Consider the following 17,200-nt stretch of genomic DNA (forward strand, 5'->3'; position numbering starts at 1 on the left):
TCATGGACCTGCCCTCTAGAGTTATTGGCTATTTTTGGTTATTGCCGGCGGATTTTTTAAATGCCTAAGTCGGCTTTATACCGATAACAAGTAACAGTCAGGTCAGTATCAGTTGGCTGCTTGCCTCTTATTTGCTTAATTTAATAACTCATTGATGCGCTGGGCAGTCTCTTTGAGCTGTTTTTCTAAAAAGTCGTACCCTTTAATCTTAAGCCGACTGGTCGGCCCTGAACATCCAATTGCAGCAATCAATTGTTTGTTTTGATAGAGTCCTGTTGCTAGGCAGGTTAAACCATATTCATATTCTTCTTGGTCATAAGCAATGCCAGTGGTAAGAATGGCTTTTTTGTCAATCTGGAAATGCGCGTAGTCTGTAATGGTGTTTAGCGTCCTAGCCTTTAAATCTTTTTTAAAATAGTCTTGGATTTCTGCGTCAGTCATGTGACTCAGAAAAATTTTCCCCATAGAGGAACAATACAGTTTGGCTGTTGGTGCAAGAGAAAACTGCAAGAGATAAGTTTCCCCTGCTTCAGTATGGATAAAGTAAACTTGCTTATCATGGTGAATGGCTAAGTTAATGGTTTCACCAGTCATTTGCGTAAAGGTTTGCATATGAGGTTTTGCCAATTTTATCAACGCTTGATTATGAACGTCAATGGGTTTGTACCGTAGCATCCCATAGCCTAAAGTATAAATGTTTTGATCAATTTGAATGACAAAGTGATGTATTTCTAAGGCTTTGAGGAGACGAAAGACGGTTGTCTTTGAAAGCTTGGTTTGTCTGGCAATCTCTGAAACACCTAAAGGACGATCATCAGCTAAACTATCCAGAATGAGCACGGCATTATCTAAGGTTTTGATATGGTAATCTGTCATATTTCCTCCTGTTATCTATCTATTATAACATGAAAAAACTTAGGCTATTAGTTAAGTAAGCACCTTAATCTTTGGGCCTTTGTGAGTCAAAAGAAGGGCTTGGTACCCTAAAAAAAGGGCTACCGCCAAAAAGTCAGATAATTATTGAAGTCAAACAGTACAAGTTTTGTTCTGATAAGCACCTGTAAATGGTCTACAAATACAAAATAGGTTTGCTTTTTGTAAAGATTACCTTGTTTAGATAAAGCTTGATTCAAACATAAACAAAGCAGATTTTAGTCATTAAGCTTGGCCATAAGGTCAAAGCAAGCCCCAAAGAAGAGTCTAGTGTGTTTTTTGAAAGCGTTTTACAAAATTCTTGACAATGGTATTACAAAGGACTATGATAAAACGGAACGCTGTTCCAAAATAAAGAAAAGAGATTTGATATGTCGCAGCTTTCGCTTCAAAATAGGCTTGCTGGCCTATTTAAGTTTGTCGTCTTGACGCTTTTTGGGATTTTCTTTATGCTAATACCCATTAGCTGTAATGGTAAAATTGATACGATACTTTCTGGATCGGACCTGGTAATGCTGCCATTATGGTCACAGAAGAATTATTCGAAAAAGGTTATTTCACTACAAAAGAAGTGGCAACGATTGGTTCATAATTTGCTACAGGTAGTGTGATGCACATTATCTATTGATCAGAGACGGCAGCATTATTAATGTCAACCAATAAAAAGATGACTTTTTTAGCTGTTGTGCCCATCTTTTTAGCAAGAACATTTCTATCCATTATCTTTATTATTTTAATCGCACAATGGTTTGTCAGCTAAAGTGAAAGGAGCGCTAAAATGAAAATTGTTAGGCTTTTTGAAGATCAGATGTTGCAGTATGAAGAAAAAGTAATTCAGGAATTAGGCTTAGATGTCTCTATTGATGTCAGAGTTTCCCAAACCGAAGCAGAGATTATTCAAAATGCACAAGACGCTGACGTGCTCATTACGGTTTATGAACCTCTAACCCAACATGTTTTGGAGAATCTTCCTAACCTAAAATTAGTCTTATACCGCTCAGTTGGTGTTAACAACATTGATTTAACGTTTGCAAATCAGCTTAAACTTCCGGTCTCTCATCTGGTACATTACTGTACTGATGAAGTTGCTAATTATGTTGTGGCGGCTATCTTGATGCACAATCGAAGAATTCATGATTTTAACCAAGTCGTTAAAGTGAGGAAGCAGTGGGATAGTGAGCACTTTCTTGATATGCATCGCCTCTTTGTCCAGACAGTTGGGTTGATTGGATTTGGTAATATTCCCAGGCTGGTGGCTAAACGGATGCAGGCCTTTGGTTGCCAAATCTTGGCCTATGATCCTTTTGTTGCTAAAGACGTTTTCAGCAAGGCTGGTGTGCAATCAGTTAGTCTTGAAGAGCTCTTTACAGACAGTGATTATATTTCCAGCCATCTTCCCCTTACTCCCCAGACTAAAGGAGTTTTAAATCAGAATCTTTTTGCTTCTACTAAAAAGGCGCCAGTTTTTATTAATGCTTCGCGTGGAGGTGTTGTTAATGAAAAAGATCTCGTTACAGCTTTGCACAATGGTCATATTTCTTATGCCATCCTAGATGTCCTAGCCAGTGAGGATCCTGACTTGGAGCAATTGCCATTTATACCTATGGAAAATGTCCTTTTGACTCCTCATATTGCGTTTTATTCACAAGAGGCTTTTTTGCAGGGCGTACGGGAAAATTTGGAAAACCTGCAGGCTTACTTACGTCAAGACTACCAACAGGCTGGCCTTGTTAATGCTAAAGAAATTGACTTATAAGGGCATCCCTAAACGGTGAGCTTCTTGTCTTTACTACCACCCCGGGCTTAGGTTGATATGTAGTCCCCCTTTTACTGGATTAATCTAGTCATAAGGACATATCCGTTTCTTTGCGGCGACCTAAGCATTAGTTTTATGCTATAATTGTAGAATAATGATCGTGAAACGATGGGGATGGGATGGCGTTTTTATGAATAAGATTAGATATGGAATTGTCTCAACAGCGCAAGTGGCACCACGGTTTATTGAAGGGGCTCGGTTAACACAAAATAGTGACGTTTTGGCTGTTTCTAGTCGCTCTTTAGAGAATGCGCAAGCTTTTGCAACCAAGTATCAGGTACCGCGAGCTTACGGTAGTCTAAAGCAAATGCTAGTTGATAAAGATATTGATGTTATTTATGTAGCAACTATTAATAAAGAGCATTATAATGTGGCCAAAGAAGCCCTATTAGCTGGAAAGCATGTTTTAGTTGAAAAACCCTTTTGCCTTGCCTATCATCAGGCGCGTGAGCTGTTTGATTTGGCTTTTCGTCAGAAGTGTTTTTTGATGGAAGCACAAAAAGCGGTGTTTATTCCGATGACTCAGAAAATAAAACAAGTACTTGCTTTAGGAGCTCTAGGGCAGATTGTTTCAGTATCTTCGACCACGGCTTATCCTCACATTGATCATGTTTCATGGTGGCGTGATCTGTCTGCTGGTGGGGGGGCCGTCTATTCGATGGCTCCTTATGCCTTGAGTTATGTTCAATATCTTTTTGATTCTCCCATTCAGCAAGCAGGCGGGATTGCTAATTTTCCCCAAGGTGAGAGTGATAGCCAATCGAAACTTATCTTGCAGCTGAGCAATGGCCTTTTGGTAGATGTCTTTCTAACGACAGAATTAAATCTTAAACATGAACTCATAATCCGAGGGACTAAGGGGACACTCCAAGTGCCACAATTTTGGAAAACAACGGTAGCAACGATAACCGATGCTGATGGTAATAAGCATCTCCTAGAAGCACCAATGGACAGTGATTTCACTGCAGAGATTGACCATGTCAGCAGTATGATTCAAGAGGGACAGTTACTCAGTCCAGTCATGACACCAGAATTGACTCTGCTAGGAGTTAAGGTTATGGAAGGCCTACACAAGTCTTGGGGAAAAGCATAATCTATCTAAAATGGAGTTGGGCTAAGGCGCAACTTCTTTTTGCACTGGAGGGACATTTACAAGCCTAGAAAAACAGCTTATAATGGGAACATGACAAAACGACAATCCTTACATTTCCCCTTACCACCAGAGACAATTGAGCACCTTCAACATATGGACCGCCTCCAGGTCACCGTTTCTTTGTCTCGGCAGGAACTCCAGATTATAGAGTCTCTTGATGAAGAAGCTTCAACCATTCCTCAAGGGATTATGATTCTCCTTAGTCTTTGTGCTAGTGGCCTGACTTATGGCTTGGCTCAATTTTGGCAAATGCAACTAGTGCCCTTGGTTGGAGATCTCTCGATTGCCAGTGCCCTGCTTGTCTTTGGTAGTCTTATTGCCACAGTGCTCTTTCATATAAATTTAATTCGAAAGCGCGAGCAATTTCTTGGCGGCTTTGACAATAAGGTCTTTTGGCGGATTCTTCCAGTTTTGGGGATTGCTTTGACCGTTGTGCAAGTTTTAATCCTCTTAGGTTTCACCTGGCTTTTAGAGCAGCTCTTTTTGGGAGCGAAATTCGATCAGCTGACCTCAAGTCTTTTAGTTGGAATTATGGTTTATATGATGGCTGTGCTTTGGGTGCAGCTGTCGGATCGGATCCGTGTCAGTTGGTTGCCAAGCCTCTTTCCTATTATTATGCTCAGCGGTTTTTTCTTGTCCATGGCGACTAACAGTACCCGACGCTGGTGGCAGTTTAACCTGAGCTTTTTAGGGACTAGTCAGGCGCGTGATAGCTGGCGCTTCAATGTGACACTTATTCTGTCAGCCTTTGTGCTTATGGCCTTAATTGACTATCTCTTCGTCGTTTTGACGCATGTGCTTGGCCATCAAAAGAAATTAATAGTGCTACGCTTGTTGTTGTCTCTAGCAGCGCTGAGTCTAGGAGCAATTGGTTATTTTCCTAATAATCAGGGCTCTCATCACATGCACATTAGAGTGGCCAATGCTCTTGTTTATTTGATGATTGTTCTTATTTTAGGAGTCAAGTGGTTGGTGCCAAAGGCTAGTCGTGATTTTCTGGTCACCTCCTATAGCATAGTAGGTGTTTTGATTGTCCTTGCGATTGGTTTTCAAGGCGTGCATTATTTGTCTTTAACAGCTTTTGAGCTAGCGGGATCCTTGTTAGCTATGACTTGGATGTTATTATTGGTTAATCACTTAGAGAGCCTTGCTCTTCCCAAACAAAAAGAGGTCATCTTGGCTATCAAACCTTAAACTTAGCTAAAGGAAATAGCAGCCTAATCGCTTGTTATTTCTTTTTGTTTACTCCATAATAGAAGGCAAGTATTTAGCTCGTGAAAGGAGCCTTATTGCTTATGTCTCGTAACCAAAATGCCCTACGCATCATTAATTTGGCAGAGCTCTCCCAAGATGAAAAAACCCAACTCATCTCAAAGCAATTGGTGACTAAAGAAATTTTGGCTTATGCCCAAGACCGCCATGAGGCTTCCTTTACTGAAAAAAATGAAGCCTTTTTGACAGTGGTTTACCAAGTCTTAGAGCAGGCTGCTGTTCCTTTTCATATTGGGGATATTCCTAAATTTCATCCCTTGACTTTTGTGCTTAATGCGGAGTGTCTCGTATTACTCACCACGCCTCTTACGCATTCTATGAGTGTATTAATGGCAGAGCAGATCGATCAGACTCAGTCGCCCAGGCACATGCTCTATCAGCTCTTAACCCTATTTACAAAGCAGTATTTTGCCTTAATGGATGATATTACACAGCATCGTGATCATCTCATTAAAGATTTACGAAAACGTCCCAATAAGCACAATCTGGCTGTACTTGCGAATTTGCAAAGCGGATCGGTCTACCTTTTAATGGGGTCGAAGCAAAATTCGGAAATGTTAAATGATTTGAAGGCGCTTAGCCAAGATGACGATGATTTGGAGGCAGAAAAAGAGCAATTAACCGATGCTCTTATTGAGGCGCGCCAGCTATCCAACATGTGTTCCTTACATACCCGGATCTTGGAGCAGCTGGCTTCATCTTATAATAATGTGCTGAGCAATCGGCTTAATGATAATGTAACGGTTTTGACCATCATATCTGTAGGGCTTGCCATTATTTCTGCTGTGACGAGTTTTTACGGCATGAATATCAAACTGCCTTTTGCCAAGATAGATGTCGTTTGGCTGCTCATTTTGCTCATTACCAGCTTATTTGCTCTCATAGCCATGGTGGCGATGCGACGTTTTGTCAATCATGACCATGATAGGTGGAATCGCTAGTGCTTTGACAGTTGATTGTCTTCATATCTGCTGAGCAGGCGTTTTTTGAGGTGGCTGACTCACAGCTTGCGCTGCATCAGTGGGCTAGCCTTGTGTAGGCAGGGATACCCTTTAGCATAAATGAACCCAAGGCAGAGCTTTCTGTCTTGTTTTTTAGAGCATTTTCTCAAGCTCAGCTGATTTTGCGTAAGCCATGTTTCAGCTGATCTCACAAGTGGTCATACCAGTTTTTTATGCTGGGCAAGCATCCTAGCGAGGTTAAAAATAGCAGAATAGTAAAATTTGATTCGCCAAAGTCAGCAAACTGTGCTATAATGCCCTTAAAAATATTCTAATAGTATAATTAGAGTAGGCTAATAAAATCAAACAATCTCACTTTTTAACTTTGGGACCTCATTGAGAAAGAGTTGATGATTGTTTAGAAAGGAAAAAATGAACAAGAAAACACCGCTCCAGGCACTGACCCTGAGTCTTATTGTGGCCACCTTGATTTGCCATGCTCAGGAAGTCCAGGGATTAGAAAACGCTCCAGCGAGCGACCAGGCCCAGCTTAATCAGAAAAAGGCTGAGACTGATGATTGGTTTGACGATGAGGATACTTCTTTAGACGTGCGGTCAAAAAGCAGTGGCTTAGACCAAGCAAGTGATCAGGACTTAGTAACTGATTTATTTAAAGAAGATGCTAAGCAAGCTTCAGCTCAGGTTGACGTTGCTGCTGACAGTAGGTCTTTAGACCAGGCAACTCCAAAACCAACTACTGACATCACTTCCACAGCGCCGCAATCACAGAAAGCTTCATCATCAGCACCCGCGCCGCAGTCACAGAAAGCCTCATCAGCATCCGCGCCTCATAGGACAGAAAACACATGGCAGGCTAGTGATTTTGTAACCAAGGATGATACTTTACTTGGTTTTTCCAAAGATGGGCTTCGCAAATTAGCTGAAACACCGGAAGTCATCTTGCCTCAAAGGGATGCTCATAACCGACCGCTGACTAAGATTGCCAGCTTTGCTTTTACCCCTTATAAATCTCAAGAAATCGCAGATTATACTGGTCGTGAAGGCGAAAATGGCGAAGTAAATCAGCTGGATGTGGATGGTCATCCCATCGCAATAGTTGGTGAAGATTTTGGACCATTTCTGATCCATAAAATAATGATTCCTGAAGGCTACCTTTATATTGGACAGGATGCGTTTAATAATAATAGTGGCATAGTTGAAGTAGACTTACCAGATAGCTTAACCACCATTTCTGATTATGCTTTTGCGCATATGGCTTTAAAAAAATTGCAGCTCCCACAGTCCATCCGTAAAATCGGTGATCAGGCCTTCTTTGACAATCAGATTACTGGCCCCTTGCACCTGCCTAAAACATTAAAAGACCTTGGAGAAAGAGCCTTTAAGTCAAATCGCCTGACCGATATTATTTTTGAAGGAGAAGAGCTGACAGAATTAAAAGAGGCAACTTTCCAAGATAATGACTTAAGACAAGTTAAACTGCCTCGCAGCATTCGGCATCTAGGACCAGACAGCTTTACAGGTAACCCAGGTGAGGCAGCATATGGCAATAGCGTGGTATTGTGGACCACAGATGGTCAAAATCCCCATCACTTACATACCGAAAACGTTCTTATTCATCCACAAGCTAGCGCTAACCAAGCGCAGGGTGAGCTTGATGCTAGTCAGTGGACCCAAGCAGATTTCACGTATCAAGGGCATATTTTGACCGGCTTTTCACAAACAGGTTTACAAAAAATCAGAAAAAACAAAGCCCTTGTCTTGCCAAGTGAGCATCAAGGTGTGAAGATTACGGAAATTGCTGATAGTGCTTTTAGAAATGTTAATTTTGCTGAGAAAACCCTGCAAAAATTTGACATTAAGAGTCTTGAACTTCCAGCAACCATCAAAAAAATAGGCGCCTTTGCTTTCCAATCCAATAATTTGGAAAGTTTTGAAGCAAGTGATGACCTAGAAGAAATTGGCCAAGGCGCTTTTATGAATAATGCTATCGAAAGCCTCACGCTAAATGAAAAACTAAAAGTAATTGGCGATGCAGCCTTTCACATCAATCGGATTTCAGCAATTGTCATTCCTGAAAATGTCGAAACAATAGGATTATCTGCATTTAGACAAAATGGTGCTAAACACCTGCTCTTTTTAGGCAATAAAATCAGTAAAATCGGCGAGATGGCTTTTCTAAGCAACGCTTTAGATGCATTAGATCTATCAGCACTGCTAGGCTTAGAAGAAATAGGTGTCCAGACCTTTGCGCATAATCACTTAAAAACCATTCAATTGCCCGCAGCACTGACAGCAATCCATGAAGAAGCTTTCAAAAATAATGCGATTGAAGAGGTTCATCTCCCTCATAAGGTTACAAAAATCGCCTTTAATGCTTTTGATGACAATAAGAGTAAAGCCGTCATCATTAGAACAGCTCATCAAAATCACTATCGATTGGCAGATGGAACCCACTTTGAAATTGACCCTGAGTTGATGACAAGTGATATGACAACAGTTGAGCAGGCATTACGCAGAATTGACCAAGTGGCCTTTGATAGCTTGCGAGCTGCGACTGCAGTACACTTTACTAACTTGAAACAAACTGGTCAGCAGCTTCTTTTAAATAAAACGGTACGCCTGGGTTACCAGTTGAAATACCTGTATGAAGTTGATTTTTTCCTATCTCGGGTAACCATTGATCAGTATCTCAAAAAAGCAGAGCAAGTCATTCAACAAACAGCTCAAACTGCTAATCTTAAGCTATTAGAGCAGCACTTGCCAAAATATCGACTTTCCTATAATAATAGTGCATTAAGCGCCACTCAGGTAAAACGCTTGGAAAACGAATTGCACCAGCTCCTCAACTTAGCACTGAATCAAGGAGAGATTTCCCAAGCAAGAATGACCCAGGGACTCTATTTGCTAAAAACTTCCTTACCGATTCCTGAGTATTACATCGGACTTAATCTTTATACTGATGAAAATGGCAAAATTCTTTTTGTCCTTGATATGAGTGATACAATAGGACAGGGCCAAAAAGATGATTATGGGAATACTATTTTAAATGTTGATGAAGATAATGAAGGTTACCATGCCCTTGCAATTGCAACCTTAGCTGACTATGAGGGACTTTTCATTGATGATATTTTGCATAAAGACCTTACCCAGCTTAACATTTCTGAAGTTAAAAAGGCCCCAGAGCACCGTCTAGGAATCTTTAAGGCCATCCAGGATGCTGCAAGAGATTACATGAAGCACAAGGCCAAACAAAGCCAACTTGCTGGTAAAAACGCTAAGCAAAGCCCTAGCCAGCACATTCCAGGAACTACTAACAATAAACTTAGCCAAGTTGTCATTGAAAATAGTCAAGAGAAAAAGGGAATGGGCAAAGCAGCAGACAGCCAACGTGTATTTGGCCAGCAAGCCTCATCAGTAAAAGCAGGCCATTCTGCTTCAGAGACTTCCTTACCACAAACAGCTGAACAACCAGCAGCTATGCCAATAAGGCTATTAGGACTCGCCCTGCTTGGTTTCTTTGGTTTCTTTAAATTACGATCATCTAAAAAAGAATAAGCATTTTAGCAAGAAAATGCTCTCTAGTAAATAAGTCAAGTAAGGAATGCAAAATTCACTTACAGCTAAAATAGCACTAAAAAATAATAAAAAACTGCATGAAATCAGCCTTTCTTAGCGAAGATTTCGTGCAGTTTTTACAAGGTAATAATTTTTTGTTCCCATACTTTATTTATTGCTAAAGAAAAAGGGCGGGGTGTAGTGGCTAAGTCGTTCAAAGCAAGCCTGAGCCTCCTGATTGGTTTCACAAATAATCAAGCAGGTATCATCGCCACACACAGTTGCCACAACTTCTGGGATTTGCATAGCATCTAAAATGGAGCCAAATGATTGGGCAAGTCCTGGTAAGGTCTTTAAGACGATTTGGTGTTGCACAACTTTTAGCATGACGAGAGCATCTTCCATATAAAAGCGCAAGCGATGTTCCCAACGCGTCTGTGAAATAGCTAAAGTTTCATAGTGGGTCTCTGTTCCATTGGACACTTTGACAAGATTTAATTCCTTCATATCTCGTGATAGGGTAGCCTGTGTGATATGAATCCCATTTTTTTCTAATTTTTTTTGGAGCTCTAGTTGGGTGTGAATGGTTGTCTCTGATATTAAAGAACGAATTAGTTGATGACGCGTTTCTTTTTTGTTCATGTATGAAAGACCCCTTTTTAAGCTTTGATTATTGTTTTGAGTATAGCAAAAAGGCCACTAGCTGTAAAGTTTTTTCTGAACCGCTTACATAAAGCTTTCTTTTGTGGTAGAATAAATAAGATGAGTGAAAATAGGAGGTAGGCCTTGCTTAAGAGGGAAGATTATCAATATCTAAGAAAATTAGATGATTTTAAGTATTTTTCTATTGAAGCTTTTGATAAGATTGCTGGTCAAATGGAGTACCGACGAGTGCCAAAAGGGCATGTTCTCTTTTTTGAAGGGGATGTTCGCGATAAACTATTTATTGTTGATAAAGGCTATTTCCGGGTGGAACAAAGCGATCAGTCAGGTTCCTTCCTCTACACAGACTTTATTCGGCATGGCACGATTTTTCCCTATGGCGGTATTTTTACAGATGCCAGGTACCATTTTTCTGTGGTGGCGATGACAGATGTTTCTTATTACTACATGCCAGCAGAGCTTTTTGAACGCTATTCCTTGACGAATCAGCAGCAAATCTTGCATCTTTTTGGAAAATTATCCAAATTATTGGAATTGCATGAGCTACGAGTACGTAACCTCATCACTTCAAGCGCTAGTTCTCGAGTTATTCAATCCCTTGCTATTTTATTAATCGAAATGGGAACAGAGACAACTAATACGCTTCCTTTTCAATTAACCTCAACTGAGATCGCTAATATGAGTGGAACGACGCGTGAGACTGTCAGCCATGTCATGAGTAGACTCAAGCGTGAGCGACGTATTGCTATTAAAGGCAAATACTTAACTTATCTGGATAAGGATTATTTTCTCCAATTTACACATTAAACAGTAAAATGTAGTATTTTTTACTGTTTTTATATTTTTTTCGAATTAATAAGTATAAACTTTTGTCGAATAATGTAAAAAACTTACAAGTAAACGCATTCAAATTAATAAGTATGCATTTCCGCGACGAAAAGTGTCAGAAATCATACAAAATAACGTGATGAATTTCCTGTTTTTGAACCGTTTACAAATTATACTAAAACTATGAGCAGGAGTAACATAATCTTGACCTGTGAATTCACAACGACTTATCTATTTAGAAAGAGGTAATTCAAATGACTGCTAAATCACCAATTCATGTTTATTCAGAAATTGGAAAACTAAAAAAAGTAATGCTTCACAGACCTGGTAAAGAAATTGAAAACTTAATGCCAGACTATCTTGAACGTTTACTTTTTGATGATATTCCTTACTTAGAAGCAGCACAAAAAGAGCACGATGCCTTTGCAGAAGCTCTTCGTAAAGAAGGTGTGGAAGTGCTTTATCTTGAAAAATTGGCTGCTGAATCTTTAATTAATGATGACATTCGTGAACAGTTTATTGATGAATACATTTCTGAAGCAAACATCAGAGGACGAGAAACGAAAAAAGCTATTCGCGAATTGCTTATGTCCATTAAAGACAATCAAGAATTGATTGATAAATCAATGGCTGGTATTCAAAAATCAGAACTTCCAGAAATCCCAGCTGACGCAAAAGGTCTAACCGATTTAGTTGAATCTGATTACCCATTTGCAATTGATCCAATGCCAAACCTCTACTTCACACGGGATCCGTTTGCAACCATTGGAGAAGGCGTTTCTCTTAACCACATGTTCTCAGAAACCCGTAACCGCGAAACGCTCTATGGTAAATATATCTTCACCTATCACCCAGTATATGGTAATGGTGCTGTGCCAATGGTCTATGACCGTAGTGAAAACACCCGGATAGAAGGTGGCGATGAGCTCATCCTTTCTAAAGACGTACTTGCTGTTGGTATTTCACAACGTACAGATGCTGCCTCAATTGAAAAATTATTGGTAAATATCTTTAAAGAAAATCTTGGTTTCAAGAAGGTTCTTGCCTTTGAATTTGCCAATAACCGTAAATTTATGCACTTAGACACTGTGTTTACAATGGTTGACTATGATAAATTTACCATTCACCCAGAAATTGAAGGCGACCTTCGCGTTTACTCAGTTACTTACGAAAATGAAAAACTCAAAATCGTTGAAGAAAAGGGCGACCTTGCTGAACTACTTGCCGCAAATCTCGGTGTTGAAAAAGTTGATTTGATTCGCTGTGGTGGTGACAATATTGTTGCTGCTGGTCGTGAACAATGGAATGACGGTTCTAACACCTTAACCATCGCACCTGGTGTTGTCGTGGTTTATAACCGTAATACCATTACCAATGCCATTCTTGAATCAAAAGGCCTTCGCTTAATTAAGGTTGAAGGAAGCGAATTAGTCCGCGGACGTGGTGGACCTCGTTGTATGTCCATGCCTTTTGAACGAGAAGATATTTAACTTTCCCTATCGAAATAAGAGCCGGTTTTGCAAAGCTATTTCACGGCATTGTCAAGCTTTATGGCTATTATCGCATTATTATTAGAAACAGTTATTGACAAAGCCACTGAATTTGATGATAATTATAGTAATAGTCTTGTATACACGCTGTCTTGTTTGCAACAACTAAAGATTTTCTCATGTGCGCTTTCAAACGAAAATCAATTGGCAATGTAGTCAAGCAGCTAACAAGTCTTGCTTTCTTGTAGAATCTAGGAGATAAATCTGCTGCATTATTGTATATTTATAATCATCCAGTAAAGCCTAGGCATGGCTTTGACCCGCTCTTATTTTATAGTGTTTTAACTGTTATCCCTTTTGATAAAGGGCCCAAGTATCCTTAGAAGGGCAAGTCACACCGTTTGATAGAGCCTGTTTTCCCCCTCTTGGTAAAAAGTTTGACGTTACTTTTAGCTGTTTAACTATTGGAGGGCGCAAAGTGATACTAACCATTAAATAAGTAATCCATTAATAACTCAAAGGAGATGTAGATGACTCAAGTATTTCAAGGACGTAGTTTCCTAGCAGAAAAAGATTTTACCCGCGCTGAATTTGAATATTTAATCGATTTAGCTGCCCATTTAAAAGACCTTAAAAAACGTGGTATTCCTCACCACTATTTAGAAGGTAAAAATATTGCCCTCTTGTTTGAAAAAACGTCTACACGGACGCGTGCAGCATTTACAACTGCGGCAATTGACTTAGGAGCACACCCTGAATATCTTGGTGCCAATGACATCCAACTTGGCAAAAAAGAATCAACAGAAGACACAGCAAAAGTTCTTGGGCGCATGTTTGATGGGATTGAATTCCGCGGCTTTAGCCAACGTATGGTTGAAGAACTTGCAGAATATTCAGGTGTTCCAGTATGGAATGGTCTAACAGACGAGTGGCATCCAACACAAATGCTTGCTGACTACTTAACAGTTAAAGAAAACTTTGGCAAACTTGAAGGTATCACGCTTGTTTACTGTGGTGATGGCCGTAACAATGTTGCTAACTCACTATTGGTAGCAGGTACATTAATGGGTGTTAATGTTCATATCTTCTCACCAAAAGAACTCTTCCCGTCAGAAGAAATTGTTAAACTTGCTGAAGGTTATGCAAAAGAGTCAGGAGCTCATGTACTTGTAACTGATAACGCAGACGAAGCTGTTAAGGGCGCAGATGTCTTCTATACAGATGTTTGGGTATCAATGGGAGAAGAAGATAAGTTTAAAGAACGTGTTGAATTGCTACAACCTTACCAAGTCAACATGGATCTCATTAAAAAAGCTAACAATGAAAACCTCATCTTTTTACACTGCCTACCAGCATTCCATGATACCAATACTGTGTACGGTAAAGACGTTGCTGAAAAATACGGTGTTAGTGAAATGGAAGTTACTGATGAAGTCTTCCGTAGCAAATATGCTCGTCACTTTGACCAAGCTGAAAACCGTATGCACACCATTAAGGCTGTTATGGCAGCCACTTTAGGAAATCTATTTATTCCAAAAGTCTAATTAAACTACGAAACTTTAACTACTATTAAAGATCGTTCTGGAACTGGCAACAATCACCAGAACCAGAGCGATTTTTTAATATTTTTTTATCATAGAGGTAAATGATAATGGAAGAACAAAAAAAACGGGGCTTCAAACTCCCTTCCTCCTATACAGTACTGTTTATCATTATAGCAATCATGGCTGTTTTGACTTGGTTCATTCCTGCCGGAGCTTATGAAACGGCTAAAGATGGGACGGTTATCTCAGGAACTTACCATGCTGTAAAAGCTAATCCTCAAGGGATTTATGATGTCTTCATGGCGCCTGTACGTGGTATGCTTGGAACAAAAACAACCGATGGCGCGATCCAAGTCTCCTTCTTTATTTTGATGGTTGGTGGCTTTTTAGGTGTTGTGAACAAAACGGGTGCCCTGGATCAGGGAATTGCTTCTGTTGTAAAGAAAAACAAAGGCAAGGAAAAAATGCTGATTGCTATTTTGATTCCTATCTTTGCACTTGGTGGAACAACTTATGGGATGGGTGAAGAAACAATGGCCTTTTACCCTCTCTTAATTCCAGTAATGATTGCGGTTGGGTTTGATACACTGGTCGCTGTTTCTGTCATTTTGATTGGTTCACAGATTGGCTGTTTGGCTTCAACGATTAACCCTTTTGCAACTGGTGTAGCAGCAGATGCGGCTCATATTAGCATTGCTGATGGTATTATCTGGCGGGTTATCCAATGGGTGATTTTAGTTGCCTTAGCAATTTGGTATGTTCATAGCTATGCTGTGAAGGTGGAAAAGGATCCAAGCAAATCACTAGTTGCTGATAAGATTGATGAACACCGGGAATTGTTTAAGCTTGAAAATCAAAACATGGAAATGGATAAACGTCAGGTTAAAGTCCTTTGGATTTTTATTATAACCTTTGCCATCATGATTTTAAGTTTGATTCCTTGGGAAAACTTTAATATTACCCTCTTTAATGACATCAACACCTGGTTTACGGGTCTTCCTGTTATTGGTACAATTTTTGGAAAAACAGCAGCAGCTTTTGGCACATGGTACTTCCCAGAAATCACCATGCTCTTTATCATGATGGGAATTTTGGTTGCGCTTGTGTACCGAATGTCTGAGGATGATTTTATTAGTTCATTTTTAGCAGGTGCTGCAGATCTTCTTGGGGTTGCTATGATTTGTGCAATTGCACGTGGTATCCAAGTTATTATGAATAGCGGGATGATTACGGCAACGATCTTGAACTGGGGTGAGCATGGTCTTTCTGGACTTTCCTCTCAAGTCTTTATTACCTTAACCTATTTATTCTATTTACCAATGTCCTTCCTTATTCCATCAACATCAGGATTAGCGGGAGCGACGATGGGAATCATGGCACCGCTTGGCCATTTCTCAAACGTTCCAGCCCATCTCGTTATAACAGCTTTCCAATCAGCATCTGGTGTTCTTAATATTATCTCACCAACCTCAGCGATTGTGATGGGGGCTTTAGCGCTTGGTAAGGTTGATCTTGCTACTTGGTGGAAATTTGTTGCTAAATTTATCATTATGGTAATGGTTATCAGTTTAGCACTCTTACTCATTGCTACTTTCTTCATTTAATAAAAGAGACACTCCATTCGCAGAAATAGAGGTGAACAAAAATGGAAAACTATATAACAAGCGAAATAAAAGAAGCTTGTGTTAAAGCCATTAAAACAATTGTATCTTACCCTTCAGTAGCTAATGAAGGCGAAAATGGAACACCCTTTGGTCAAGCTATCCAAGATGTGCTTGAAAAAACCTTAAGTATTTGTGAAGACTTAGGTTTTACCACTTATATTGACCCTAAAGGTTATTATGGTTATGCTGAGGTAGGCCAAGCTAAGGAGACCTTAGCTATCTTGTGTCACTTGGATGTCGTCCCAGAAGGTGATAGAAATCTGTGGAAGACTGACCCTTTTGATTGTGTGGAAAAAGATGGTCATTTGTATGGCCGTGGGACACAGGATGACAAAGGACCAACCATGATGGCTCTTTATGCCGTTAAGGCCTTAATGGATGCGGGTGTAACCTTTCATAAAAAGATTCGCTTTATTTTTGGTACGGATGAAGAAACCTTGTGGCGGTGTATGAACCGCTATAATGAAGTGGAAGAGACAGCGACCTATGGTTTTGCTCCAGATTCTAGTTTTCCGTTGATCTATGCTGAAAAAGGGCTCTTGCAAGCTAAATTAGTAGGTGAGGGTTCTGATAAGCTGCAACTTGAAGTGGGTAATGCCTACAATGTTGTCCCAGCACGCGCTACTTATCAGGGAGACTACTTAGCTGCTGTGCAAAAAGAATTAGATCAGAATCAATTTGAATATGTTTTAAAAGACGATGCACTCACTGTCTATGGTTTAGCTCAACATGCCAAAGATGCTCCTTATGGTATCAATGCTCTGATTCGCTTAGCTAAAGCCCTCAATAAGGTTGTTGAGAATTCAACGATTGACTTTTTAGCTAATGTGATAGATGAAGACGGCCGTGGTTTAGCCATTTTTGGTCCAGTTGAGGATGAACCATCTGGTATTTTGAGTTTTAACACTGCTGGTTTGACCCTAACACCACAAAGGAGCGAAATTCGTTTAGATATTCGTATTCCCGTGTTAGCTGATAAGGCTAAACTAGTGGAACAGCTCAGCCAAAAAGCCAGTGAATATGGATTAAGCTATGAAGAATTTGATTATTTAGCTCCCCTCTATGTACCACTTGAGAGTGAACTGGTGACAACTCTAATGGCGGTTTACCGTGAAAAAACAGGCGATCAAAGCCCAGCTATTTCTTCAGGAGGTGCAACCTTTGCAAGAACTATGCCAAACTGTGTAGCTTTTGGTGCGCTTTTCCCTGATTCTGTTCAAACCGAACATCAAGAAAATGAAAATATCGTTTTAGAAGATGCCTATAAAGCAATGGCTATCTACGCCGAAGCAATATATCGTCTTACGCGCTCATAAGGAG

12 protein-coding genes are annotated in these 17,200 nt (G+C 40.0%); 10 read left to right on the forward strand and 2 right to left on the reverse strand.

The genetic code is table 11. The features are described 5' to 3' along the window. Window positions 1-135 precede the first annotated feature (135 nt). Window positions 136-876: an IclR family transcriptional regulator gene (locus GWD08_RS04085; protein WP_159548857.1), complete on the reverse strand. Its 741-nt coding sequence runs from the start codon at window positions 874-876 to the stop codon at window positions 136-138. Window positions 877-1,711: 835 nt separating this feature from the next. On the opposite strand from GWD08_RS04085, the gene GWD08_RS04090 reads away from it, so the two are divergent. The 5 genes from GWD08_RS04090 to hupY all read left to right on the forward strand — a co-directional run bounded on the left by GWD08_RS04090 (window position 1,712) and on the right by hupY (window position 9,691). Next, window positions 1,712-2,689: a C-terminal binding protein gene (locus GWD08_RS04090; RefSeq protein ID WP_159548854.1), complete on the forward strand. Its 978-nt coding sequence runs from the start codon at window positions 1,712-1,714 to the stop codon at window positions 2,687-2,689. 190 nt (window positions 2,690-2,879) lie between these two features. Next, window positions 2,880-3,842: a Gfo/Idh/MocA family protein gene (locus GWD08_RS04095; RefSeq protein WP_159548851.1), complete on the forward strand. Its 963-nt coding sequence runs from the start codon at window positions 2,880-2,882 to the stop codon at window positions 3,840-3,842. A gap of 90 nt (window positions 3,843-3,932) precedes the next feature. Continuing rightward, window positions 3,933-5,096 carry a permease gene (locus GWD08_RS04100; RefSeq protein WP_159548848.1) on the forward strand — a complete coding sequence of 388 codons (1,164 nt, stop codon included), beginning with the start codon at window positions 3,933-3,935 and terminating at the stop codon, window positions 5,094-5,096. Window positions 5,097-5,197: 101 nt separating this feature from the next. Then, window positions 5,198-6,115: a magnesium transporter CorA family protein gene (locus GWD08_RS04105; RefSeq protein ID WP_159548845.1), complete on the forward strand. Its 918-nt coding sequence runs from the start codon at window positions 5,198-5,200 to the stop codon at window positions 6,113-6,115. Between the two features lie 432 nt (window positions 6,116-6,547). Continuing rightward, window positions 6,548-9,691, forward strand: a complete 3,144-nt coding sequence (gene hupY / locus GWD08_RS04110) for a leucine-rich repeat adhesin HupY/LrrG (RefSeq protein ID WP_159548842.1) — start codon at window positions 6,548-6,550, stop codon at window positions 9,689-9,691. Between the two features lie 168 nt (window positions 9,692-9,859). On the opposite strand, the gene GWD08_RS04115 is transcribed toward hupY, so the two are convergent. Next, window positions 9,860-10,333: an arginine repressor gene (locus GWD08_RS04115; protein ID WP_159543563.1), complete on the reverse strand. Its 474-nt coding sequence runs from the start codon at window positions 10,331-10,333 to the stop codon at window positions 9,860-9,862. A gap of 144 nt (window positions 10,334-10,477) precedes the next feature. Between GWD08_RS04115 and GWD08_RS04120 the strand changes: the two genes are divergently transcribed. The 5 genes from GWD08_RS04120 to GWD08_RS04140 all read left to right on the forward strand — a co-directional run bounded on the left by GWD08_RS04120 (window position 10,478) and on the right by GWD08_RS04140 (window position 17,196). Next, a complete protein-coding gene (locus tag GWD08_RS04120) occupies window positions 10,478-11,161 on the forward strand; it encodes a Crp/Fnr family transcriptional regulator (RefSeq protein ID WP_159543565.1) in 684 nt (227 codons plus the stop codon). Between the two features lie 275 nt (window positions 11,162-11,436). Continuing rightward, the gene (gene arcA, locus GWD08_RS04125) at window positions 11,437-12,672 is read left to right on the forward strand and encodes an arginine deiminase (protein ID WP_159543567.1); all 1,236 of its coding nucleotides are present in this window, start codon (window positions 11,437-11,439) and stop codon (window positions 12,670-12,672) included. Window positions 12,673-13,202: 530 nt separating this feature from the next. Further along, a complete protein-coding gene (gene argF, locus GWD08_RS04130; RefSeq protein WP_159543569.1) occupies window positions 13,203-14,216 on the forward strand; it encodes an ornithine carbamoyltransferase in 1,014 nt (337 codons plus the stop codon). Between the two features lie 107 nt (window positions 14,217-14,323). Further along, entirely contained in the window at window positions 14,324-15,820 is a 1,497-nt protein-coding gene (locus tag GWD08_RS04135) for a YfcC family protein (protein WP_159543571.1), read from the forward strand. 41 nt (window positions 15,821-15,861) lie between these two features. After that, on the forward strand, window positions 15,862-17,196 hold the full coding sequence (locus GWD08_RS04140) for a dipeptidase (RefSeq protein ID WP_159564376.1): 1,335 nt from the start codon (window positions 15,862-15,864) through the stop codon (window positions 17,194-17,196). The last annotated feature ends 4 nt before the right edge of the window (window positions 17,197-17,200 follow it).

It is taken from the genome of Streptococcus halichoeri (assembly GCF_009870755.1).
In the GTDB taxonomy this organism is placed as follows: Bacteria; Bacillota; Bacilli; order Lactobacillales; family Streptococcaceae; genus Streptococcus; species Streptococcus halichoeri.